Source organism: Pseudomonas sp. HP_14, from assembly GCF_055283875.1.
Map to the genome: position 1 here is coordinate 268,549 of NZ_JBTOQI010000001.1, position 15,194 is coordinate 283,742.

Annotated in this window: 12 protein-coding genes; 5 read left to right on the plus strand and 7 right to left on the minus strand. The window is 58.2% G+C overall.

Annotated features, from left to right (window positions below; all coding sequences use genetic code 11):
- The 4 genes from ACYASS_RS01180 (at position 1) to ACYASS_RS01195 (ending at position 5,805) form a co-directional block, all read left to right on the plus strand.
- Positions 1-1,584: an ABC transporter ATP-binding protein gene (locus ACYASS_RS01180; RefSeq protein WP_463584891.1), complete on the plus strand. Its 1,584-nt coding sequence runs from the start codon at positions 1-3 to the stop codon at positions 1,582-1,584.
- Between the two features lie 53 nt (positions 1,585-1,637).
- Positions 1,638-3,053, plus strand: a complete 1,416-nt coding sequence (locus ACYASS_RS01185) for a sigma-54 interaction domain-containing protein (protein WP_463584723.1) — start codon at positions 1,638-1,640, stop codon at positions 3,051-3,053.
- 579 nt (positions 3,054-3,632) lie between these two features.
- Positions 3,633-5,024, plus strand: a complete 1,392-nt coding sequence (locus ACYASS_RS01190; RefSeq protein ID WP_463584724.1) for a GntP family permease — start codon at positions 3,633-3,635, stop codon at positions 5,022-5,024.
- Between the two features lie 10 nt (positions 5,025-5,034).
- Positions 5,035-5,805 (plus strand): 3-hydroxybutyrate dehydrogenase, encoded by a 771-nt coding sequence (locus ACYASS_RS01195; protein ID WP_463584725.1) that lies wholly within the window; start codon positions 5,035-5,037, stop codon positions 5,803-5,805.
- 150 nt (positions 5,806-5,955) lie between these two features.
- On the opposite strand, the gene ACYASS_RS01200 is transcribed toward ACYASS_RS01195, so the two are convergent.
- The 4 genes from ACYASS_RS01200 to ACYASS_RS01215 form a co-directional block, all read right to left on the minus strand.
- Positions 5,956-7,128, minus strand: a complete 1,173-nt coding sequence (locus tag ACYASS_RS01200) for a PilT/PilU family type 4a pilus ATPase (RefSeq protein WP_243247025.1) — start codon at positions 7,126-7,128, stop codon at positions 5,956-5,958.
- 179 nt (positions 7,129-7,307) lie between these two features.
- On the minus strand, positions 7,308-8,315 hold the full coding sequence (locus tag ACYASS_RS01205; protein WP_463584726.1) for a YiiG family protein: 1,008 nt from the start codon (positions 8,313-8,315) through the stop codon (positions 7,308-7,310).
- The gene (locus ACYASS_RS01210) at positions 8,312-9,976 is read right to left on the minus strand and encodes a J domain-containing protein (RefSeq protein ID WP_463584727.1); all 1,665 of its coding nucleotides are present in this window, start codon (positions 9,974-9,976) and stop codon (positions 8,312-8,314) included. Before ACYASS_RS01210 ends, ACYASS_RS01205 begins: the two co-directional genes overlap by 4 nt.
- Positions 9,973-11,676 (minus strand): molecular chaperone HscC, encoded by a 1,704-nt coding sequence (locus ACYASS_RS01215; protein WP_463584728.1) that lies wholly within the window; start codon positions 11,674-11,676, stop codon positions 9,973-9,975. The genes ACYASS_RS01210 and ACYASS_RS01215 overlap by 4 nt, the downstream gene beginning before the upstream one ends.
- 195 nt (positions 11,677-11,871) lie before the next feature.
- Between ACYASS_RS01215 and ACYASS_RS01220 the strand changes: the two genes are divergently transcribed.
- On the plus strand, positions 11,872-12,147 hold the full coding sequence (locus ACYASS_RS01220; protein ID WP_463584729.1) for a peptidylprolyl isomerase: 276 nt from the start codon (positions 11,872-11,874) through the stop codon (positions 12,145-12,147).
- Between the two features lie 72 nt (positions 12,148-12,219).
- Here the strand turns inward: ACYASS_RS01220 and kdgK are convergent, their stop codons facing one another.
- Genes kdgK through ACYASS_RS01235 form a run of 3 tightly spaced genes read right to left on the minus strand, consistent with a single transcriptional unit; the run spans position 12,220 to position 15,169 of the window.
- Complete coding sequence (kdgK, locus tag ACYASS_RS01225; protein ID WP_463584730.1) at positions 12,220-13,164, minus strand: 2-dehydro-3-deoxygluconokinase; 945 nt, start codon at positions 13,162-13,164, stop codon at positions 12,220-12,222.
- Positions 13,165-13,182: 18 nt separating this feature from the next.
- Positions 13,183-14,388: an amino acid deaminase gene (locus ACYASS_RS01230; RefSeq protein ID WP_463584731.1), complete on the minus strand. Its 1,206-nt coding sequence runs from the start codon at positions 14,386-14,388 to the stop codon at positions 13,183-13,185.
- 16 nt (positions 14,389-14,404) lie between these two features.
- A complete protein-coding gene (locus tag ACYASS_RS01235; protein WP_463584732.1) occupies positions 14,405-15,169 on the minus strand; it encodes an IclR family transcriptional regulator in 765 nt (254 codons plus the stop codon).
- Between the last annotated feature and the right edge of the window lie 25 nt (positions 15,170-15,194).

Here is a 15,194-nt window from a genome sequence, read left to right on the forward strand (position 1 = left end):
ATGTCGGACAACCTGATTGAAATCCGTGACCTCAGCGTCGCCTTCAGCGGGCAGACGGTGGTCAAGAACCTGAGCCTGGACATCCGCGGCGGTGAATGCCTGGCCCTGGTGGGTGAATCTGGCTCCGGCAAGTCGGTCACCGCACACTCGATCCTGCAACTGCTGCCTGCCAGCGGCACGGCAAGCACCGGCAGCATTCTGTATCGGGGCCAGCAACTCCTCGGCGCAGACAGCCGGACGTTGCGCCGTTTGCGTGGCAACCAGATCGGGATGATCTTCCAGGAGCCGATGACCTCGCTTAACCCGCTGCACACTGTGTCCAAACAAATCGGTGAAACCCTCCTGCTGCACAAGGGCCTGGCTGGCCGGGCCGCGCAAAAACGCATCATTGAACTGCTGGAACTGGTAGGTATCCAGCAACCAGAGAAGCGCTTGAAGGCTTATCCGCACGAGCTTTCCGGTGGTCAGCGGCAACGGGTGATGATTGCCATGGCGCTGGCTTGCGAGCCGGAGTTATTGATTGCCGATGAGCCAACGACAGCGCTGGATGTCACTGTCCAGCGCAAGATCCTGCTGCTGCTGAAAGAGCTGCAACAGCGCCTGAACATGTCGCTGTTGTTGATCAGCCATGACCTGAACCTGGTGCACAGCATTGCTCAGCGAGTCTGCGTGATGCGCGCGGGAGAAATCGTCGAACAGTCCAATTGCCACTCTTTGTTCAAGCAGCCTCAACACCCGTACAGCAAGCTTTTGCTCGATGCCGAGCCAGCGGGTGAACCGCTGCCCCGGGACAGCCGGGAGAAGGTACTTGAGGTGGACAACTTACGCGTATGGTTCTCGCTGAGCGGCGGTATTTTCCGCCATCACAAGGAGTATCTGAAGGCGGTGGATGACATCAGCCTGAGCATTGAGCGTGGCAAAACCCTTGGAATTGTTGGCGAATCAGGCTCGGGAAAATCGACACTTGGTCAGGCAATCCTGCGCCTTCTTGAATCGCGTGGCAGTATCCGGTTTCAAGGACAGAGCCTGAATGACCTCAATCAGAAGCAGATGCGTCCCTGGCGCAAGCAGATGCAGGTGGTTTTTCAGGACCCTTACGGAAGCCTGAGCCCACGTATGTCAGTCGCACAAATCATCAGTGAAGGGCTTGAAGTCCACAGCGAAATGGACGCGCTGCAATGTGAGGTTGAAGTCATTCGCGTGCTGGAAGAAGTCGGTATCGACCCTCAAAGTCGACACCGTTACCCCCATGAGTTTTCCGGTGGCCAGCGTCAACGGATCGCTATTGCCAGGGCCCTGGTCCTCAAGCCAGCGTTGATCCTGCTTGACGAGCCCACGTCTGCACTTGACCGGACAGTACAGAAACAAGTCGTGGCCTTGCTGCGCCAGCTACAGGAAAAACATGGCCTGACGTATCTGTTCATCAGTCACGACCTGGCGGTGGTCAAAGCATTGGCCCATGACGTGATCGTCGTCAAAGACGGCAAAGTTGTCGAACGTGGCGCCAGTCACGATCTGTTCGACGCGCCCCAACATCCTTACACCAAGGAATTGCTGGCGGCGGCGCACCCTGGATTCAGTTGAATAAACGGGCATTCTGTACGGCCAGACGCCGGTGACATACCACGGAACACCCTATGAAAGAGAGCCATAGCCTTAACGACTACCGCAGCGTTCGCCAATTGGCGATTCGTTCGTTGTTCGAAATTATCGAGCAATCGAGCGAAGGCACAGTGATTGTCGATAAAGACGCGAAGATTGTCTGGATCAACGAACGCTACGCCCGCCGCTTCGGGCTACAGGACTCAAGCCTGGCGCTGGGCCAGCCCTGTGAAAAGGTCATTCCGGGCAGCCTGCTGCGACAGGTCGCGACCAACGGGCGCCCTATTCTGTTGGACATGATGGATACCGCAAAAGACCCGCTGGTGGTCATGCGTTTACCCATCCACGATGACTCAGGCGGGTTGATCGGCGCTATTGGCTTCGCGCTATTTGATGAGTTGCAGTCGCTGTCACCGCTGCTCAAACGGTATCTGAGCATGCAGGAAGAGCTTGCCTCGACCCGTTCGTTGCTGCGTGCCCGCCAGGCGAAATACAGCTTCGCGCATTTTATCGGCACCAGCGCCGCCAGCCTGGAAGTCAAACGCCGGGCGCGCCGCAGTGCCAGTGCCGAATCACCGGTGTTGCTGCTGGGCGAAACCGGTACCGGCAAAGAGTTACTGGCGCATGCCATCCACAACGCTTCTCCACGTGCGCACAAGGCGTTTGTCAGCATCAACAGCGCAGCCATTCCCGAGACGTTGCTGGAGGCCGAGTTTTTTGGCACAGCGCCGGGCGCTTTTACCGGGGCTGATCGCAAGGGGCGCCCCGGAAAATTGCAGATTGCCCAGGGTGGAACGTTGTTTCTCGATGAAATCGGCGACATGCCACTGCCTTTGCAGAGCAAGCTGCTGCGCGTCTTGCAAGAGAAAGAGTACGAACCTGTTGGCTCCAACGAAGTACACAAAAGTGATATCCGGCTGATTGCAGCAACGTCCACCGATCTTGAAGCCGCCATCAAGCGCGGCCAGTTTCGCGCAGACCTTTATTACCGCTTGAGCGTGTTGCCCATTCAGGTGCCTCCATTACGCGAGCGGCTCGATGACCTGCCAGCACTCAGTGAATCGATCCTTGAAGAGTTGCGCAGCCAGCACGAACTGGAGCCTGGCGCTCAGGCGTTACTGGCACAGCACGCCTGGCCAGGCAATATCCGTGAGTTGCGCAATGTGCTGGAGCGCGCGGCACTGCTCAGTGACGACCTGATCCTCGACGCTAAAGAGATTCGTGCAGCAATTGGCAGCCTGGTGCCTGTCAACCAACAGCCCGGCGGGGCTTGCCAACCTGGCCCATGTGAGACGTTCAGTCAGGCACGGCAGCGCTTTGATCGGCAATTGATCGAGCAGGCGCTGGTGCAGTGCGGGGGGAATGTCGTGGAAGCAGCGAGTCAGTTAGGGCTCGGCCGCTCGACCTTGTACAAGAAAATGGCCGCGCTGGGGATTGCAGAGTCTCAATAGAGAGACCGAGGTCTCTTAATGGAGACCTGCTCAATTCCGGGAATCCAGGACTGCGCGGCGCTTCAATCGCTGGCAAGCACCGCTCCCACAGGCCAGACCAAGCACCGCTCCTATCAAACGAGATGCGATTTTCAGAGTTGCCCCAAATCCTGTAGGAGCTCACCGAGGTTACGAGGCCAGCGATAGCGGTTTATCTGACACACCGCCATCGCTGGCCTCGTTACCTCGGTGAGCTACAGTCCAATGTTTGCTCCGCGACAGCGTGGTGTCAGGGACGCCGGGGCGACTCCCACATACGTTCTGTGTCTCCCGCACAACATCGTGGTGTCTGGGGACTCAGTAGGTTGGAAAGCGGAAAAAGTCTCTGTATAGAGACAAAAATCAACCGACCGCAGCCCAACAACCATTATTCCCTTGAAGATCAATCAGTTATCAAACTGGCACGATTCCCGCTAAAGCACTCCTGCGGCACGACCGCAGCCGAAAACAATAACAATATGCCGACAGGATTCAGCGATCCATGCAGAGCGCTTTCGGCGGCCTCTGAGTTCGCCGGATTCCCAGGCCAGGAGACACTCAATGAGTGTGATTATCGCCTTGGCAGCCCTCGCGCTGTTGATGCTCGCAGCCTATCGCGGTTACAGCGTTATCCTCTTCGCCCCCATCGCCGCCCTCGGCGCAGTGCTGCTGACTGATCCATCCGCTGTCGCACCGGCCTTCACCGGTGTGTTCATGGACAAGATGGTCGGCTTCATCAAGCTGTATTTTCCCGTGTTCCTGCTGGGTGCCGTGTTCGGCAAGCTGATCGAATTGTCGGGTTTCTCTCGGGCTATCGTCGCGGCCGCCATTGGCGTGCTCGGCACACGCCAGGCCATGCTGGTGATCGTGCTGGTCTGCGCCCTGCTCACCTATGGCGGCGTTTCGTTGTTCGTCGTGGTGTTTGCGGTGTATCCATTTGCTGCGGAGATGTTCCGCCAGAGCAATATCCCCAAGCGTCTGATACCGGCAACCATTGCGTTAGGTGCGTTTTCTTTCACCATGGACGCCCTGCCCGGCACGCCGCAAATACAAAACATCATCCCGACCACGTTCTTTAACACCACCGCGTGGGCGGCACCGTGGCTGGGCGTGATTGGCACTATTTTCGTCTTCTGCGCCGGCATGCTCTACCTGCAGCGCCAACGCAACAAAGCCCAGCGGGCCGGTGAAGGCTATGGCACCGAATTGCGTAACGAGCCGGACACGCCAGAAGACATCAAGCTGCCCAACCCGTGGATTGCGCTTTCACCGCTGCTGCTGGTAGGGGTCATGAACTTGCTGTTCACCTGGTGGATCCCTCAGTGGTACGGCAAGACTCATACCCTCGCACTGCCAGGCATGGCCACACCGGTACAGACTGATATTGCCAAGCTGACCGCCATCTGGGCCGTCGAAGCCGCGTTGCTGATCGGGATCCTGATGGTTCTGGCGTTTGGCTTCAAGGCGATTCGCAGCCGCCTGGCTGAAGGCAGCAAAAGTGCCGTCAGCGGTGCATTACTGGCGGCAATGAATACCGCCTCGGAATATGGCTTTGGTGCGGTTATCGCCTCGTTGCCGGGCTTTCTGGTTCTGGCAGACTGGCTCAAGAACATCCCGAACCCGCTGGTCAACGAAGCGGTCACCGTGACGTTGCTGGCCGGTATCACCGGCTCAGCGTCCGGAGGGATGAGCATCGCTCTGGCGGCCATGTCGGAAACGTTCATCAGTGCCGCCAATGCAGCCAATATTCCTCTGGAAGTGCTGCACCGAGTAGCCTCGATGGCCAGCGGCGGCATGGACACGCTGCCGCACAACGGCGCGGTGATCACCTTGCTGGCCGTCACCGGCTTGACCCATCGCGAGGCTTACAAGGACATTTTCGGCATCACCATCATCAAGACACTTGCCGTGTTCGTGGTGATCGGCACCTTCTACGCCACCGGCATTGTGTGAGGCAAAACGTATGAGTCTTAAAGGCAAGACCGCATTAGTCACGGGTTCCACCAGCGGCATCGGGCTGGGTATCGCCCTCTCGCTCGCGCAGGCCGGGGCCGATTTGATCCTCAATGGCTTCGGCGATGCATCAGCAGTGATCGCCGACGTCGCGAAATTGGGTGGCAAGGTGGGTCATCACCCCGCCGATGTCAGCAAGCCCGCGCAGATCGCCGAAATGATTGACTACGCCGAACGTGAATTCGGCGGCGTCGACATTCTGGTCAATAACGCGGGCATTCAACATGTCGACGCGGTGGAGGACTTCCCTGTCGAGCGCTGGGACTCGATCATCGCGATCAACCTTTCCTCGGTATTCCACAGCACGCGCCTTTGCCTGCCGGGCATGCGCCGTAAAAACTGGGGGCGCATCATCAACATTGCTTCGGTACACGGCCTTGTAGGGTCTACCGGCAAGGCGGCTTACGTTGCCGCCAAGCACGGGGTCATCGGGCTGACCAAGGTCGTCGGGCTGGAAACCGCCACGACCAATGTCACCTGCAATGCGATTTGCCCCGGCTGGGTGCTGACGCCACTGGTGCAACAGCAGATCGATGACCGCGCAGCCGCCAATGGTGACGCAGATCAGGCCAAACACGATTTGCTGGCCGAAAAGCAGCCGTCGCTGGAGTTCGTCACCCCGTCACAGCTGGGCGAGCTGGTGTTGTTCCTGTCCAGCGAGGCTGGCAGCCAGGTACGCGGCGCGGCGTGGAATGTGGATGGTGGGTGGCTGGCGCGTTAGTACCTGATTGATTTTACGTTTCTGACAGCGCGCTGCCGCGCAGCAAACACAGGACCTGTAGGAGCTGCCGAAGGCTGCGATCGCGGTGTGTCAGGATAAAAGCTTCGCAGCCTTCGGCAGCTCCTACAGTCCATTACTTGCTGTAAAGACTCAACTCTGCCCGCCACCCTCGTCACGCTCGTCCACCAACCCCCAGTCCGACACATTCACGCTGGAGGTGCCGACAGGTGCACTCGGCGCTGCGGTCGGGTTGGCTGTCACGCCTTCACCGTGCAGCTTAAGCCGCAGGCGTACGTTGTTCTGGGAGTCGGCGTACTTGAGCGCTTCTTCTTCGCTGATCACGCCCGAAACGGCAAGGTCGAACAACGCACTGTCGAACGTCTGCATGCCCAGATTTGCGGATTTTTCCATGATGCCTTTCAGCTCAGTCAGCTCATTGCGCTGAATCAGGTCGCGAATGGTCGGCGTCCCCATCATGACCTCTACGGCAGCCCGGCGTTTGCCATCCGTGGTCTTGACCAGTCGCTGAGAAACGAATGCCTTGAGGTTATTGCCCAGATCCTGGAGCAATTGCTGACGCCGCTCCTCCGGAAAGAAATTGATGATCCGGTCCAGCGCCTGGTTTGCATTGTTCGCGTGCAGCGTCGACAGGCACAGATGGCCGGTATCGGCGAAAGCCAGCGCATGTTCCATGGTCTCCCGGTCGCGGATCTCACCGATCAGGATCACATCCGGCGCCTGGCGCAGGGTGTTCTTCAGCGCAGCGCGGAAACTGCGAGTGTCAACGCCAACCTCACGCTGGTTAATGATCGACTTCTTGTGGCGGTGAATGAACTCCACGGGGTCTTCGATGGTGATGATGTGCCCGCTGGCATTACGGTTGCGATGGTCGATCAGCGCCGCCAGTGACGTGGACTTACCGGAACCGGTGGCCCCCACAAACAGCACCAGGCCGTGTTTTTCCATGATCACATCAAGCAGCACCGGTGGCAGGTGCAGGTCTTCAAAACGCGGAATATCCAGCTTGATGTTGCGCGCAACAATGGACACTTCGTTGCGCTGCATGAAGATATTGATCCGGAAGCGCCCGATTCCGGCCATCGACACGGCGAGGTTCATTTCCAGCTCGCGGTGAAATTCCAGCTTCTGCTCGGCATCCATCAGCCCGTCGGCGACCAGCGCGACCTGACCGGGCTTGAGCGACTCAGTGCCCAGCGGTTTGAGCACCCCATTGAACTTGGCGCAGGGCGGTGCTCCGGTAGACAGATAAAGGTCCGATCCATCCTGGCTGGCCAGAATCTTCAACAACGCCGGGAAATCCATAAGCAACACCGCACAAATGATTTGACTGAAAGATGCCGCATCGCATACGACATTCATCCCGGATGACGATTCACAGGATGAATGTGCATAGCTTGGCGGTAGAACGCCCCGGGAAGCAATGATAGATCAAGCAGGTTGTATTGCCGGAACCCTCAACATCATGCCTGATGCGCCCCGGTCTAGTAATTCATAAGTACTGCGCTGTTATACGAGTCAATCAACCGGTCGAAGCGCTTGCCAGCCAGCGCAAAATCATCACTCAAGCGCTGAGGGTCAGCGTTGTTGTGCCAGTGATCGCTCAGCTCACGCAAGGCCTGCAAGTATTCTTCAGCAGGCGTCTGGACCCTGAACCAGTTGTGTCGTGCGTCATCGTCAGCATCACCCATCCCGGGGCGCGGGTCAGTCGCGTCCCAAACCCAACTCGCTTGCAGTCGCTCGATGGCTGCGGCGAGTTGCTCCCGAGTAAGGTTTTGCGCGGCAGCGGCAACGGTCAGCGCATCCATTTCTTCACGGGTCTGCAGAATAAGGCCGGGCAAAAACGCCATTTGTGAATGGTCACGCTGCCTCAGCAGGTTCAACTGGGCTTTACGAATACGTCGATCCTCATCGTCGACTTGCGCTCGCAACTCGCTGGACACTCGCAGAAACGCCTCCGCCATTGGCACAAACTCGACGTCACGTGCGGCTTTGTCGGCAGCGCTGTCCGGACGAGCGCCCAGCACCGGATAAAAATCAAATCGCCGCGTGAATTCGTCGGCCCTCAGCAACGAAGTCACGTAGCGCTGATAAACCGCTTCCAGATGAGGGAATTGCTCTACCAATCGACGCTTTTGATCCGCCGCCAGCAAACACTGATCAGGGCGCCCCGTAGCCCTTGCCGAGTTGCCGGGCTGAGTCCTTTGTCCCGCCGGAAAAAGCTCGGGATAGCGTTCAGCGAGCACCTTGCCGGGACTTTCCGCCGCAGGATCCCGCGCCCGATAGTCCTCGTAAGCGCGGCGCCAGACTACATCCACAAAGTTGAGGCATGAGATCAACGGCCGTAACGCACTGGCCTGACTATGCTCAACCGAGCCGGCAAGCCCCAGCCAACTATTGACCATGGACCGCAAGGTGACGTCGCGAGGTTTCAGCGCACTGAACGCAATGACGCCTGCTACACAGATACTCACCAGCATATTGCGGTTCATGGCGCGTCCTGTCCGTTGGTTTGTTTGCCATACCATTGGGCTTCGGTCGCCGGAAACCGGCACCCGGGCGCTGTGTCCTTCAAGCCTGTGCACGGTCGCATGACGAAAGGTTGCAAGCCCTGATCGCGGCCGACTCGCTGATGATCGATATAGGTCAACGCACCCAGCGTTATCAGCAACGCAGAGGCGAGCATGACTTTCATTAACAGCGCTGAAAGGTCAACCGGACGGCGTATCCCATCGCCCCAGGACTTGATCAACCCCTTGCCCGGCAGGTAAGGCAAAAGCTCAAGCGCCAGTAACCCTGCCGCGTAGCCGATCATGGGGTACAACCCAAAGGCCGCCCAGATCAACAGCCCCATGGCCCAGCAAGGCAACAGCACGCGAATGAGTGACGGGGCTGGCTGACGCAAGCTCATGCGGGGGGAAATGTGACGAGTGAGCCAATCGTCCTGCTCCAGGTTGCGATCGGCAATGCCGCGAAACAGCCACAGCATGAGCAGCATCGGAAGTGCCATCACCATCATCCAGAAGATCGCTGAACCCACGCTTTGCGAGAGTGCAATCATTCGCACCTGTTGATCATGAATGACCCAACCGGCGCCCATACCCAGCAACGGTAGATACATGGGCAAGGGTTTACTGACGCCTTCCCAGTCGCGCCAGAACCAAGGCTCGCCGCCAGGCATTTCAGAACGCAACGGCGGATGAAGGTTGATGATTTTCTCACTCAGCTCTCGGCAGGCGTTCCAGTCATCTTCACTGAAACGATGCGCCATGATCTGGCGTTGCTCCAGCGTCAGGTTGCCAAACATCATCTGCGCAGCGCGGCATTGCGGGGTGGGTTGATCGAGAGCTGCGAGGCGGCGTCGCTCAACCGCGAAAATATGAGCATGGCTGCGCGCCTGCAAACGGGACCATTCCGGTTCAGGGCAACGGCCATAAGCGCCGGGTACTTTCCAGCCTTGCTGAGCACAGACCGTCTCGAACAACTCCTGGGACCAGAACTCACTCTCGGTCAGCAACTGCGCGACGAATGCATTGAGCCAGCCCTGGCGCTCGATCGGCCTGAGCCATTCACTTTTGCCGAGTTTTATAAACGCCTGAGTGAAAGCACCAACGTCACGCGCTTCAAGGAGTCGTCGTAGTTTTACCTCATGGTGTTGGTACATCCGCGACAGCAATTGCTTGAGTTGCTGCTGCGGGAAGGCCACGCCGTCATCCCGAAGCCAGGGGCTTAACCAGTGAAAGTTCTGAATGCCCCACTCAGCCAGCGCAATGGCGCGCGGGGAGTCCGACAGGGACAGGTGCAGCAACTGCTGTTCAAACTCTACAGCGCAGTAGCTGTTTTTGGCCTGTTCAAAACGACTGGCCAGCCCGATAGGCTCTACGTCCTTGAGCAACTGCATCGCCAGTTTTTCGGCCATGCTCGGCCCCGTCAGCGGGACCGCGACCTCCAGGGGTAAACTCGTTGGCTCATCGAAAACCGGTGGTTCTTCGTCACGACTCCAGTTGATTGCCTGCTCGTAAGCTTCGCGCAGGCGCTGGAAACCTGCCGGATCCTCGTCGGGTCGGTGCTTCTTGAGCAATGCCGCGTACTGACGCTTGATACTGCGCGAATCCGAATCTTCTGATAGCCCCAGAATATCCCAACAACTCATTGCCAGAGGCCCTGCTCAATACCATCCAGATGCTGGGTCATCTCCACGCGGGTTTCGCGAATCTGCCGCTCATCCTGACCCTCCAGCACATGCTGAAAATGGCTGGCCATCTGATCCAGTTTGATCCGCAAATCGCCGAGGCTTTCTTGATACAACCGCTCCAGGCGGGCGACCAGCAAACTGTTCACCTGTTGCTCACGGGGGTGTATTTTCAGGGTGGCCAATGCAGCCAGACGCGCCTGGACTTCCTGCGGGTCGAGTACGCCAGGGTTGTTTTCGATAACCAGGTGACGCGTCTCACCGGTCATAGGAATCTGCACTTCGGCCTCCAGCAGGCCGTTATTGTCGTAGGTAAAACGCACGTCCAGGTCCACCTGCCCTCGCGGGGCCGGAGGGACAGCGATGTCCATTTCGCCCAGAAACACATTCTCCCTGACCCAGCGACTCTCCCCCTGATAAATCTTGACCAGTACCTGCGTCTGTTGATCGTGCAGCGTGGACACCGTCTTTACCTTACTGACCGGCACTACGTTATTGCGCTCGATGATCGGCAGAAAGTGCCCGCTCTGGATCCCGCCTCCAACACTCATGGACGTCTCAATGCCAAGGGTGTACGGACAAACATCCGTCAACACCACTTCTTCAAGGGCGGCATCCCTTGATTTCAATGCAGCCTGAACGGCGGCGCCCAGCGCGATCGATTGATCAGGGTCCAGTTGGATCGAAGGAAAGCGACCAAACAGACCCGCGACCATCCGACGAATCATCGGCATGCGGGTCGTGCCGCCCACCAGCAGCACTTCATCAAGCTCCGATGGGCGAATTCGCGCGTCGCGTAGTGCGGTTTCTATCGGCGTACGCAAACGCGTAAGCAGCGGCGCAAACAAATCCGCCAACTGAGTCTGGGTATAGACCTGCGACGTCTCGGATTCAGCCTGGCGTATGGTGAATGTGGCGCTCTCCTGCTGACCCAGAACTTGCCGTACACGCTCGGCTTCACGGCGTAAACGGTGCGCCAGCTCAGGTGAACTCAAACTCGCCAAGACCTGTGGATCGGTTTGAGCAGCCAGAAAGGACTGAACCAGCAACGTATCGAAATCCTCGCCTCCGAGGAAATTGTCGCCAGCACTTGCACGAACTTCCATGACGCCGTCGAACAGTTCAAGGATCGACACGTCAAACGTGCCACCGCCAAGGTCGAAGACCAGAAACGAGCTTGAGCTCTCACGCTGGTGCAGCCCGTAAGCAAGCGCAGCCGCCGTAGGCTCGTTGATCAGTCGCTCGACTTTAAGACCTGCCAGCTCTCCGGCGATTTTGGTGGCTTTGCGCTGCGCGTCGTTGAAATAGGCCGGCACACTGATAACCGCCTCGGTCACGGTCACGCCAAACTGACGCTCGACATCGTCTTTGAGGCTGCGTAAAACCAGCGACGACAACTCTTCAGGGCGAAAAAGCTTGCTGCCCAGGCGCACTTCGTGGGCGCTACCCATGTGCCGTTTGAACAACGCAACAGTTTGTTTGGGGTGGGTTTGCAAACGCTCCCGGGCAGCCTGTCCAACCAGCACCCGCCCCTCATCATCAAGACCAACGACGCTGGGCGTCAGGAGTTGCTCAAGCGCATTGGGAACCAGTTGCGGCGTACCTTCATGCCAGACGGCTACCAGGCTGTTGGTGGTACCAAGGTCGATTCCGACAATCATCGTGCGCGCAACTCCATGCCAAGTGAGAAATCCGCGGCAAGGATACCGGACAGAGCGGTAGTCATGGCAACACCGCCATTCGTTCTGGCTGGTTTTACCGCGTGTGCCCACCCACTGTCATGCTCGGCCAGCGACGCGCAGGCGGCTCATTGCTGTGTGATAATGGCCGCCGTTTTTTCTTCAGGCTCCTGACTCATGAAAGCCCAAGCCCGCCACATTCTGGTGAAAACCGCCGAAGAGGCCGAACAACTCAAACAACGCATTGCCAAGGGCGAAGCGTTCGACGTTTTGGCCAAGAAGCATTCAACCTGCCCGTCCGGCAAACGCGGTGGTGATCTGGGCGAAGTCCGCCCCGGACAAATGGTCGGTGCGATTGATCAAGTCATCTTCAAAAAACCACTGCGCACGGTGCACGGGCCGGTCAAGAGCAAGTTTGGTTATCACCTGGTTCAAGTGTTTTATCGGGATTGAAGATTGCTATGCACGACCACGTCTTATTAATGCAATGCGGTCCTGCGGATTGAACGAGCGGCGCGGCGTCACCTACAAACCCGGCATCACGCTCTTGGGAATCAAAGCCCCGGGGTGCTGAATCACGACGCTGGCCAGCCGATGTCCTGCTTCGGCGGCCTGTACCGGGCTGCCGCCGCGCAGACGCGTCGATAGATAAGCCGCGCTGAACGAATCCCCTGCCGCGGTGCTATCGATGACCCGCTCCACTCGACGAGCAGGAATTTCAAAGCGTTCACCCCCCGATTCCACCAGACAGCTTTGCGAACCCCGCTTGACCACGACTTCGCTGATACCCAGCTCGCGGTAGGCGCTCAACAGTTGCTCGCTCTCGGCATAACCGAACAATGCCTGCTCGTCCTCCTCGGTCAGTAACGCCGCATCAACATGAGCCAGGCACGCACGATACGCCTCACGCGCCTGTTCGACTGATGCCCAGAGTCGCGGTCGATAGTTGTTATCGAACGCAACTCTCGTGCCTCGCACACGAGCTTGGGCCAAGGCTGTAAACAGCCGCTGGCGGCCCTCCTCGCCCAACACCGCCAGGGTCACGCCACTCAGATACAACAGATCATAATCCGGCAGCGCACCGAGAATGGCGTCGGCCTGCGCGGTTGCGAAGCAGTCACGCACGGCGGCTTCGTTACGCCAGTACAGGAAGCGACGCTCGCCGCAAGGATCTGTCTGAATGCAGTACAGGCCTGGCAATCGGTCTGGCAATCGCTGCACCCTGCTCAGGCCAATCCCCTCTTGCTCCCACCCTTGGCACATGGCATCACTGAAGCTGTCATCGCCCAGCGCAGTCACATAATCCACCTGTGCGCCATGGCCAAGCACCCGAGACATGTAAACCGCGGTATTCAGCGTATCGCCACCAAAACTCTGCTGAAGCGTACCGCTGGCATGCTGCTGCAGTTCGATCATGCATTCGCCGATCAAGGCGATCCGTGGGTGGCTATAACTGATCAGCTCACTCATTGAGCGCGACTCCCGACGTTAGAAATACGTGTCGAAACTTTCGATAACCTGAAGGTTTTCATCCACCAGGCAACCCAGGCGCCATTTGTCGAAGGTCAGACACGGGTGGGAAGAACCAAAGGCAATGATGTCGCCGACTTTCAGCTCGCAGCCCGGTGCCACGGTCATGAACGCATGCTGATCCATTACCGCAGTGACCTTGCAAGCGCTGACATCTACGCCCTGAGCAGGCACGACGCCCGGTTTGTAGCAGAGCAACGGGCTGGGCAAACCGGCGTCATAAGCCACGTCACGTTTACCCAGGGCGATCACTGCAAAACCTGGCTCCGGCATGGACTGCACATGAGCCCAGACTTCCATTGCGGGGCGCAAGCCTTCATGCAAATCAGAGCGGCGATCCAGCACGCAGCACTGCGCATCTTTATAGATGCCATGGTCATGCACGACATAACTCCCGGGGCGCAGCACGCCAAGAAACCGCTCACGCACCTGACGCTCGTCAAACGCTTCAGCGATCAGGTCATACCAGGCCGAGCCCGAGGCGGTGACAATTGGCCGTTCCCGCGCAAATGCACCACGATCCTGCAAGTCCACCGCCAGTCGCACCAGTGACGCTGCAAAAGCACGAATACCGCTTTCAGCCTGGTCGCCGTGAATAACCCCTTCGTAACCTTCGATACCGGTTAGAGCCAAGGCCGGCTGAGCGGCAATCGCTTCAGCCAGATCAAGCACCTGTTGCTCACTGCGACAACCACAGCGGCCTCCCACCACACCATATTCGATCATCACGTTCAGACGCAGCCCGCGCGCAGCGAAGAACTCGCCCAGGGCCGCCACATTGTCCGGATGATCGACCATGCAGTGGAAGTCGAACATGGAGTCGGCAAGCAGATCAGCGATCAACGCCATGTTAGCGGTGCCTACCAACTGATTAGCCATCAGCACCCGGCGAGCCCCATGGGCGTAGGCTGCACGGGTTTGCACGGCGGTGGCCAGGGTCATGCCCCAGGCGCCTTCTTCCAGTTGCCGACGAAACAAGGCCGGCACCATGCTCGTCTTGCCATGCGGAGCCAGTTCGGCACCGCTGTTGGTGACGAACGCCTGCATCCAGCGAATGTTGTGATCCAGCGCCTGACGGTGAATGACCAGGGCTGGCAGGCTTACGTCACGTACCAGATGATCGCCTGGTGCGGCGGCGCCCTTTTCTACTGCTGCAATAGTCATGGTGGTCTCCCGGGTATTATTCGTTGATGCGACGCGCCAGCCCGTTAGCACTGTCAATCAGCACCCTGCGGTAGTCGGCGTAATGGTTTTTGGCGTCAGCCCGCGGGGCGACGATGCACAGCGTTGCAATGCACACGCCATGTTCATTCCTCACCGGCGCAGCGAAACAATGGGTGAAGGTGTCTGCAACGCTATCAAACGAGAAAAAGCCCTCCTCACCGGCCTTGCGAATTTCACTCAGAAACGTTTCAAGCGGCAGCCGCTGACCATCGGGCAGGATGAAGTCCTCGGCGTCAATCAGGTCAACAATCTCCTGGTCACTCAAATGGCAAAGCAGCAAACGCCCGGAGGCGGTCCACGGAATCGGTGCGTTCTCGCCAATATTGGAAGAGATCCGGAAGTGTCGTTCGCCTTCCTTCATCAGTGCGACGGTGTACTTGCGGCCATTAAGCAGGCACATCTGCGCGGTTTCACGCGTCTGGCTGACGATTTCGCCGAGGCTGATCTGCGCTTCGCGAGTAAAGTCGAAGTGACGCAGATGCGCCTGACCCAGAAAATACAACTGACGTCCCAGATACACCTGGCCGTCGTTGCCAACCGACTCAAGGATGCGCCGTTCCAGCAATAAGCCGACCAATTCATAAACCGTCGACTTGGGGCTGCCTATGCCACTGGCGATCTCGTTGGGCCGCATCGGCGTCCCCTGCTCCTTGAGAAAATCGAGGATATCAAACGCCCGGTCTAGCCCACGGGCACGGCGTTTGATGGTGTCTTCGGTCATATTCGGTTATCCATCGAAAGTTACC

Excerpts from the sequence above, each read along its gene's own strand:
- ACYASS_RS01185 (WP_463584723.1), top strand. The coding sequence starts at position 1,638 with ATGAAAGAGAGCCATAGCCTTAACGACTACCGCAGCGTTCGCCAATTG.
- ACYASS_RS01215 (WP_463584728.1), bottom strand. The coding sequence starts at position 11,676 with ATGATTGTCGGAATCGACCTTGGTACCACCAACAGCCTGGTAGCCGTC.
- ACYASS_RS01205 (WP_463584726.1), bottom strand. The coding sequence starts at position 8,315 with ATGAACCGCAATATGCTGGTGAGTATCTGTGTAGCAGGCGTCATTGCG.
- ACYASS_RS01180 (WP_463584891.1), top strand. The coding sequence starts at position 1 with ATGTCGGACAACCTGATTGAAATCCGTGACCTCAGCGTCGCCTTCAGC.
- kdgK (WP_463584730.1), bottom strand. The coding sequence starts at position 13,164 with ATGAGTGAGCTGATCAGTTATAGCCACCCACGGATCGCCTTGATCGGC.
- ACYASS_RS01190 (WP_463584724.1), top strand. The coding sequence starts at position 3,633 with ATGAGTGTGATTATCGCCTTGGCAGCCCTCGCGCTGTTGATGCTCGCA.
- ACYASS_RS01230 (WP_463584731.1), bottom strand. The coding sequence starts at position 14,388 with ATGACTATTGCAGCAGTAGAAAAGGGCGCCGCCGCACCAGGCGATCAT.
- ACYASS_RS01235 (WP_463584732.1), bottom strand. The coding sequence starts at position 15,169 with ATGACCGAAGACACCATCAAACGCCGTGCCCGTGGGCTAGACCGGGCG.
- ACYASS_RS01200 (WP_243247025.1), bottom strand. The coding sequence starts at position 7,128 with ATGGATTTCCCGGCGTTGTTGAAGATTCTGGCCAGCCAGGATGGATCG.
- ACYASS_RS01220 (WP_463584729.1), top strand. The coding sequence starts at position 11,872 with ATGAAAGCCCAAGCCCGCCACATTCTGGTGAAAACCGCCGAAGAGGCC.
- ACYASS_RS01210 (WP_463584727.1), bottom strand. The coding sequence starts at position 9,976 with ATGAGTTGTTGGGATATTCTGGGGCTATCAGAAGATTCGGATTCGCGC.
- ACYASS_RS01195 (WP_463584725.1), top strand. The coding sequence starts at position 5,035 with ATGAGTCTTAAAGGCAAGACCGCATTAGTCACGGGTTCCACCAGCGGC.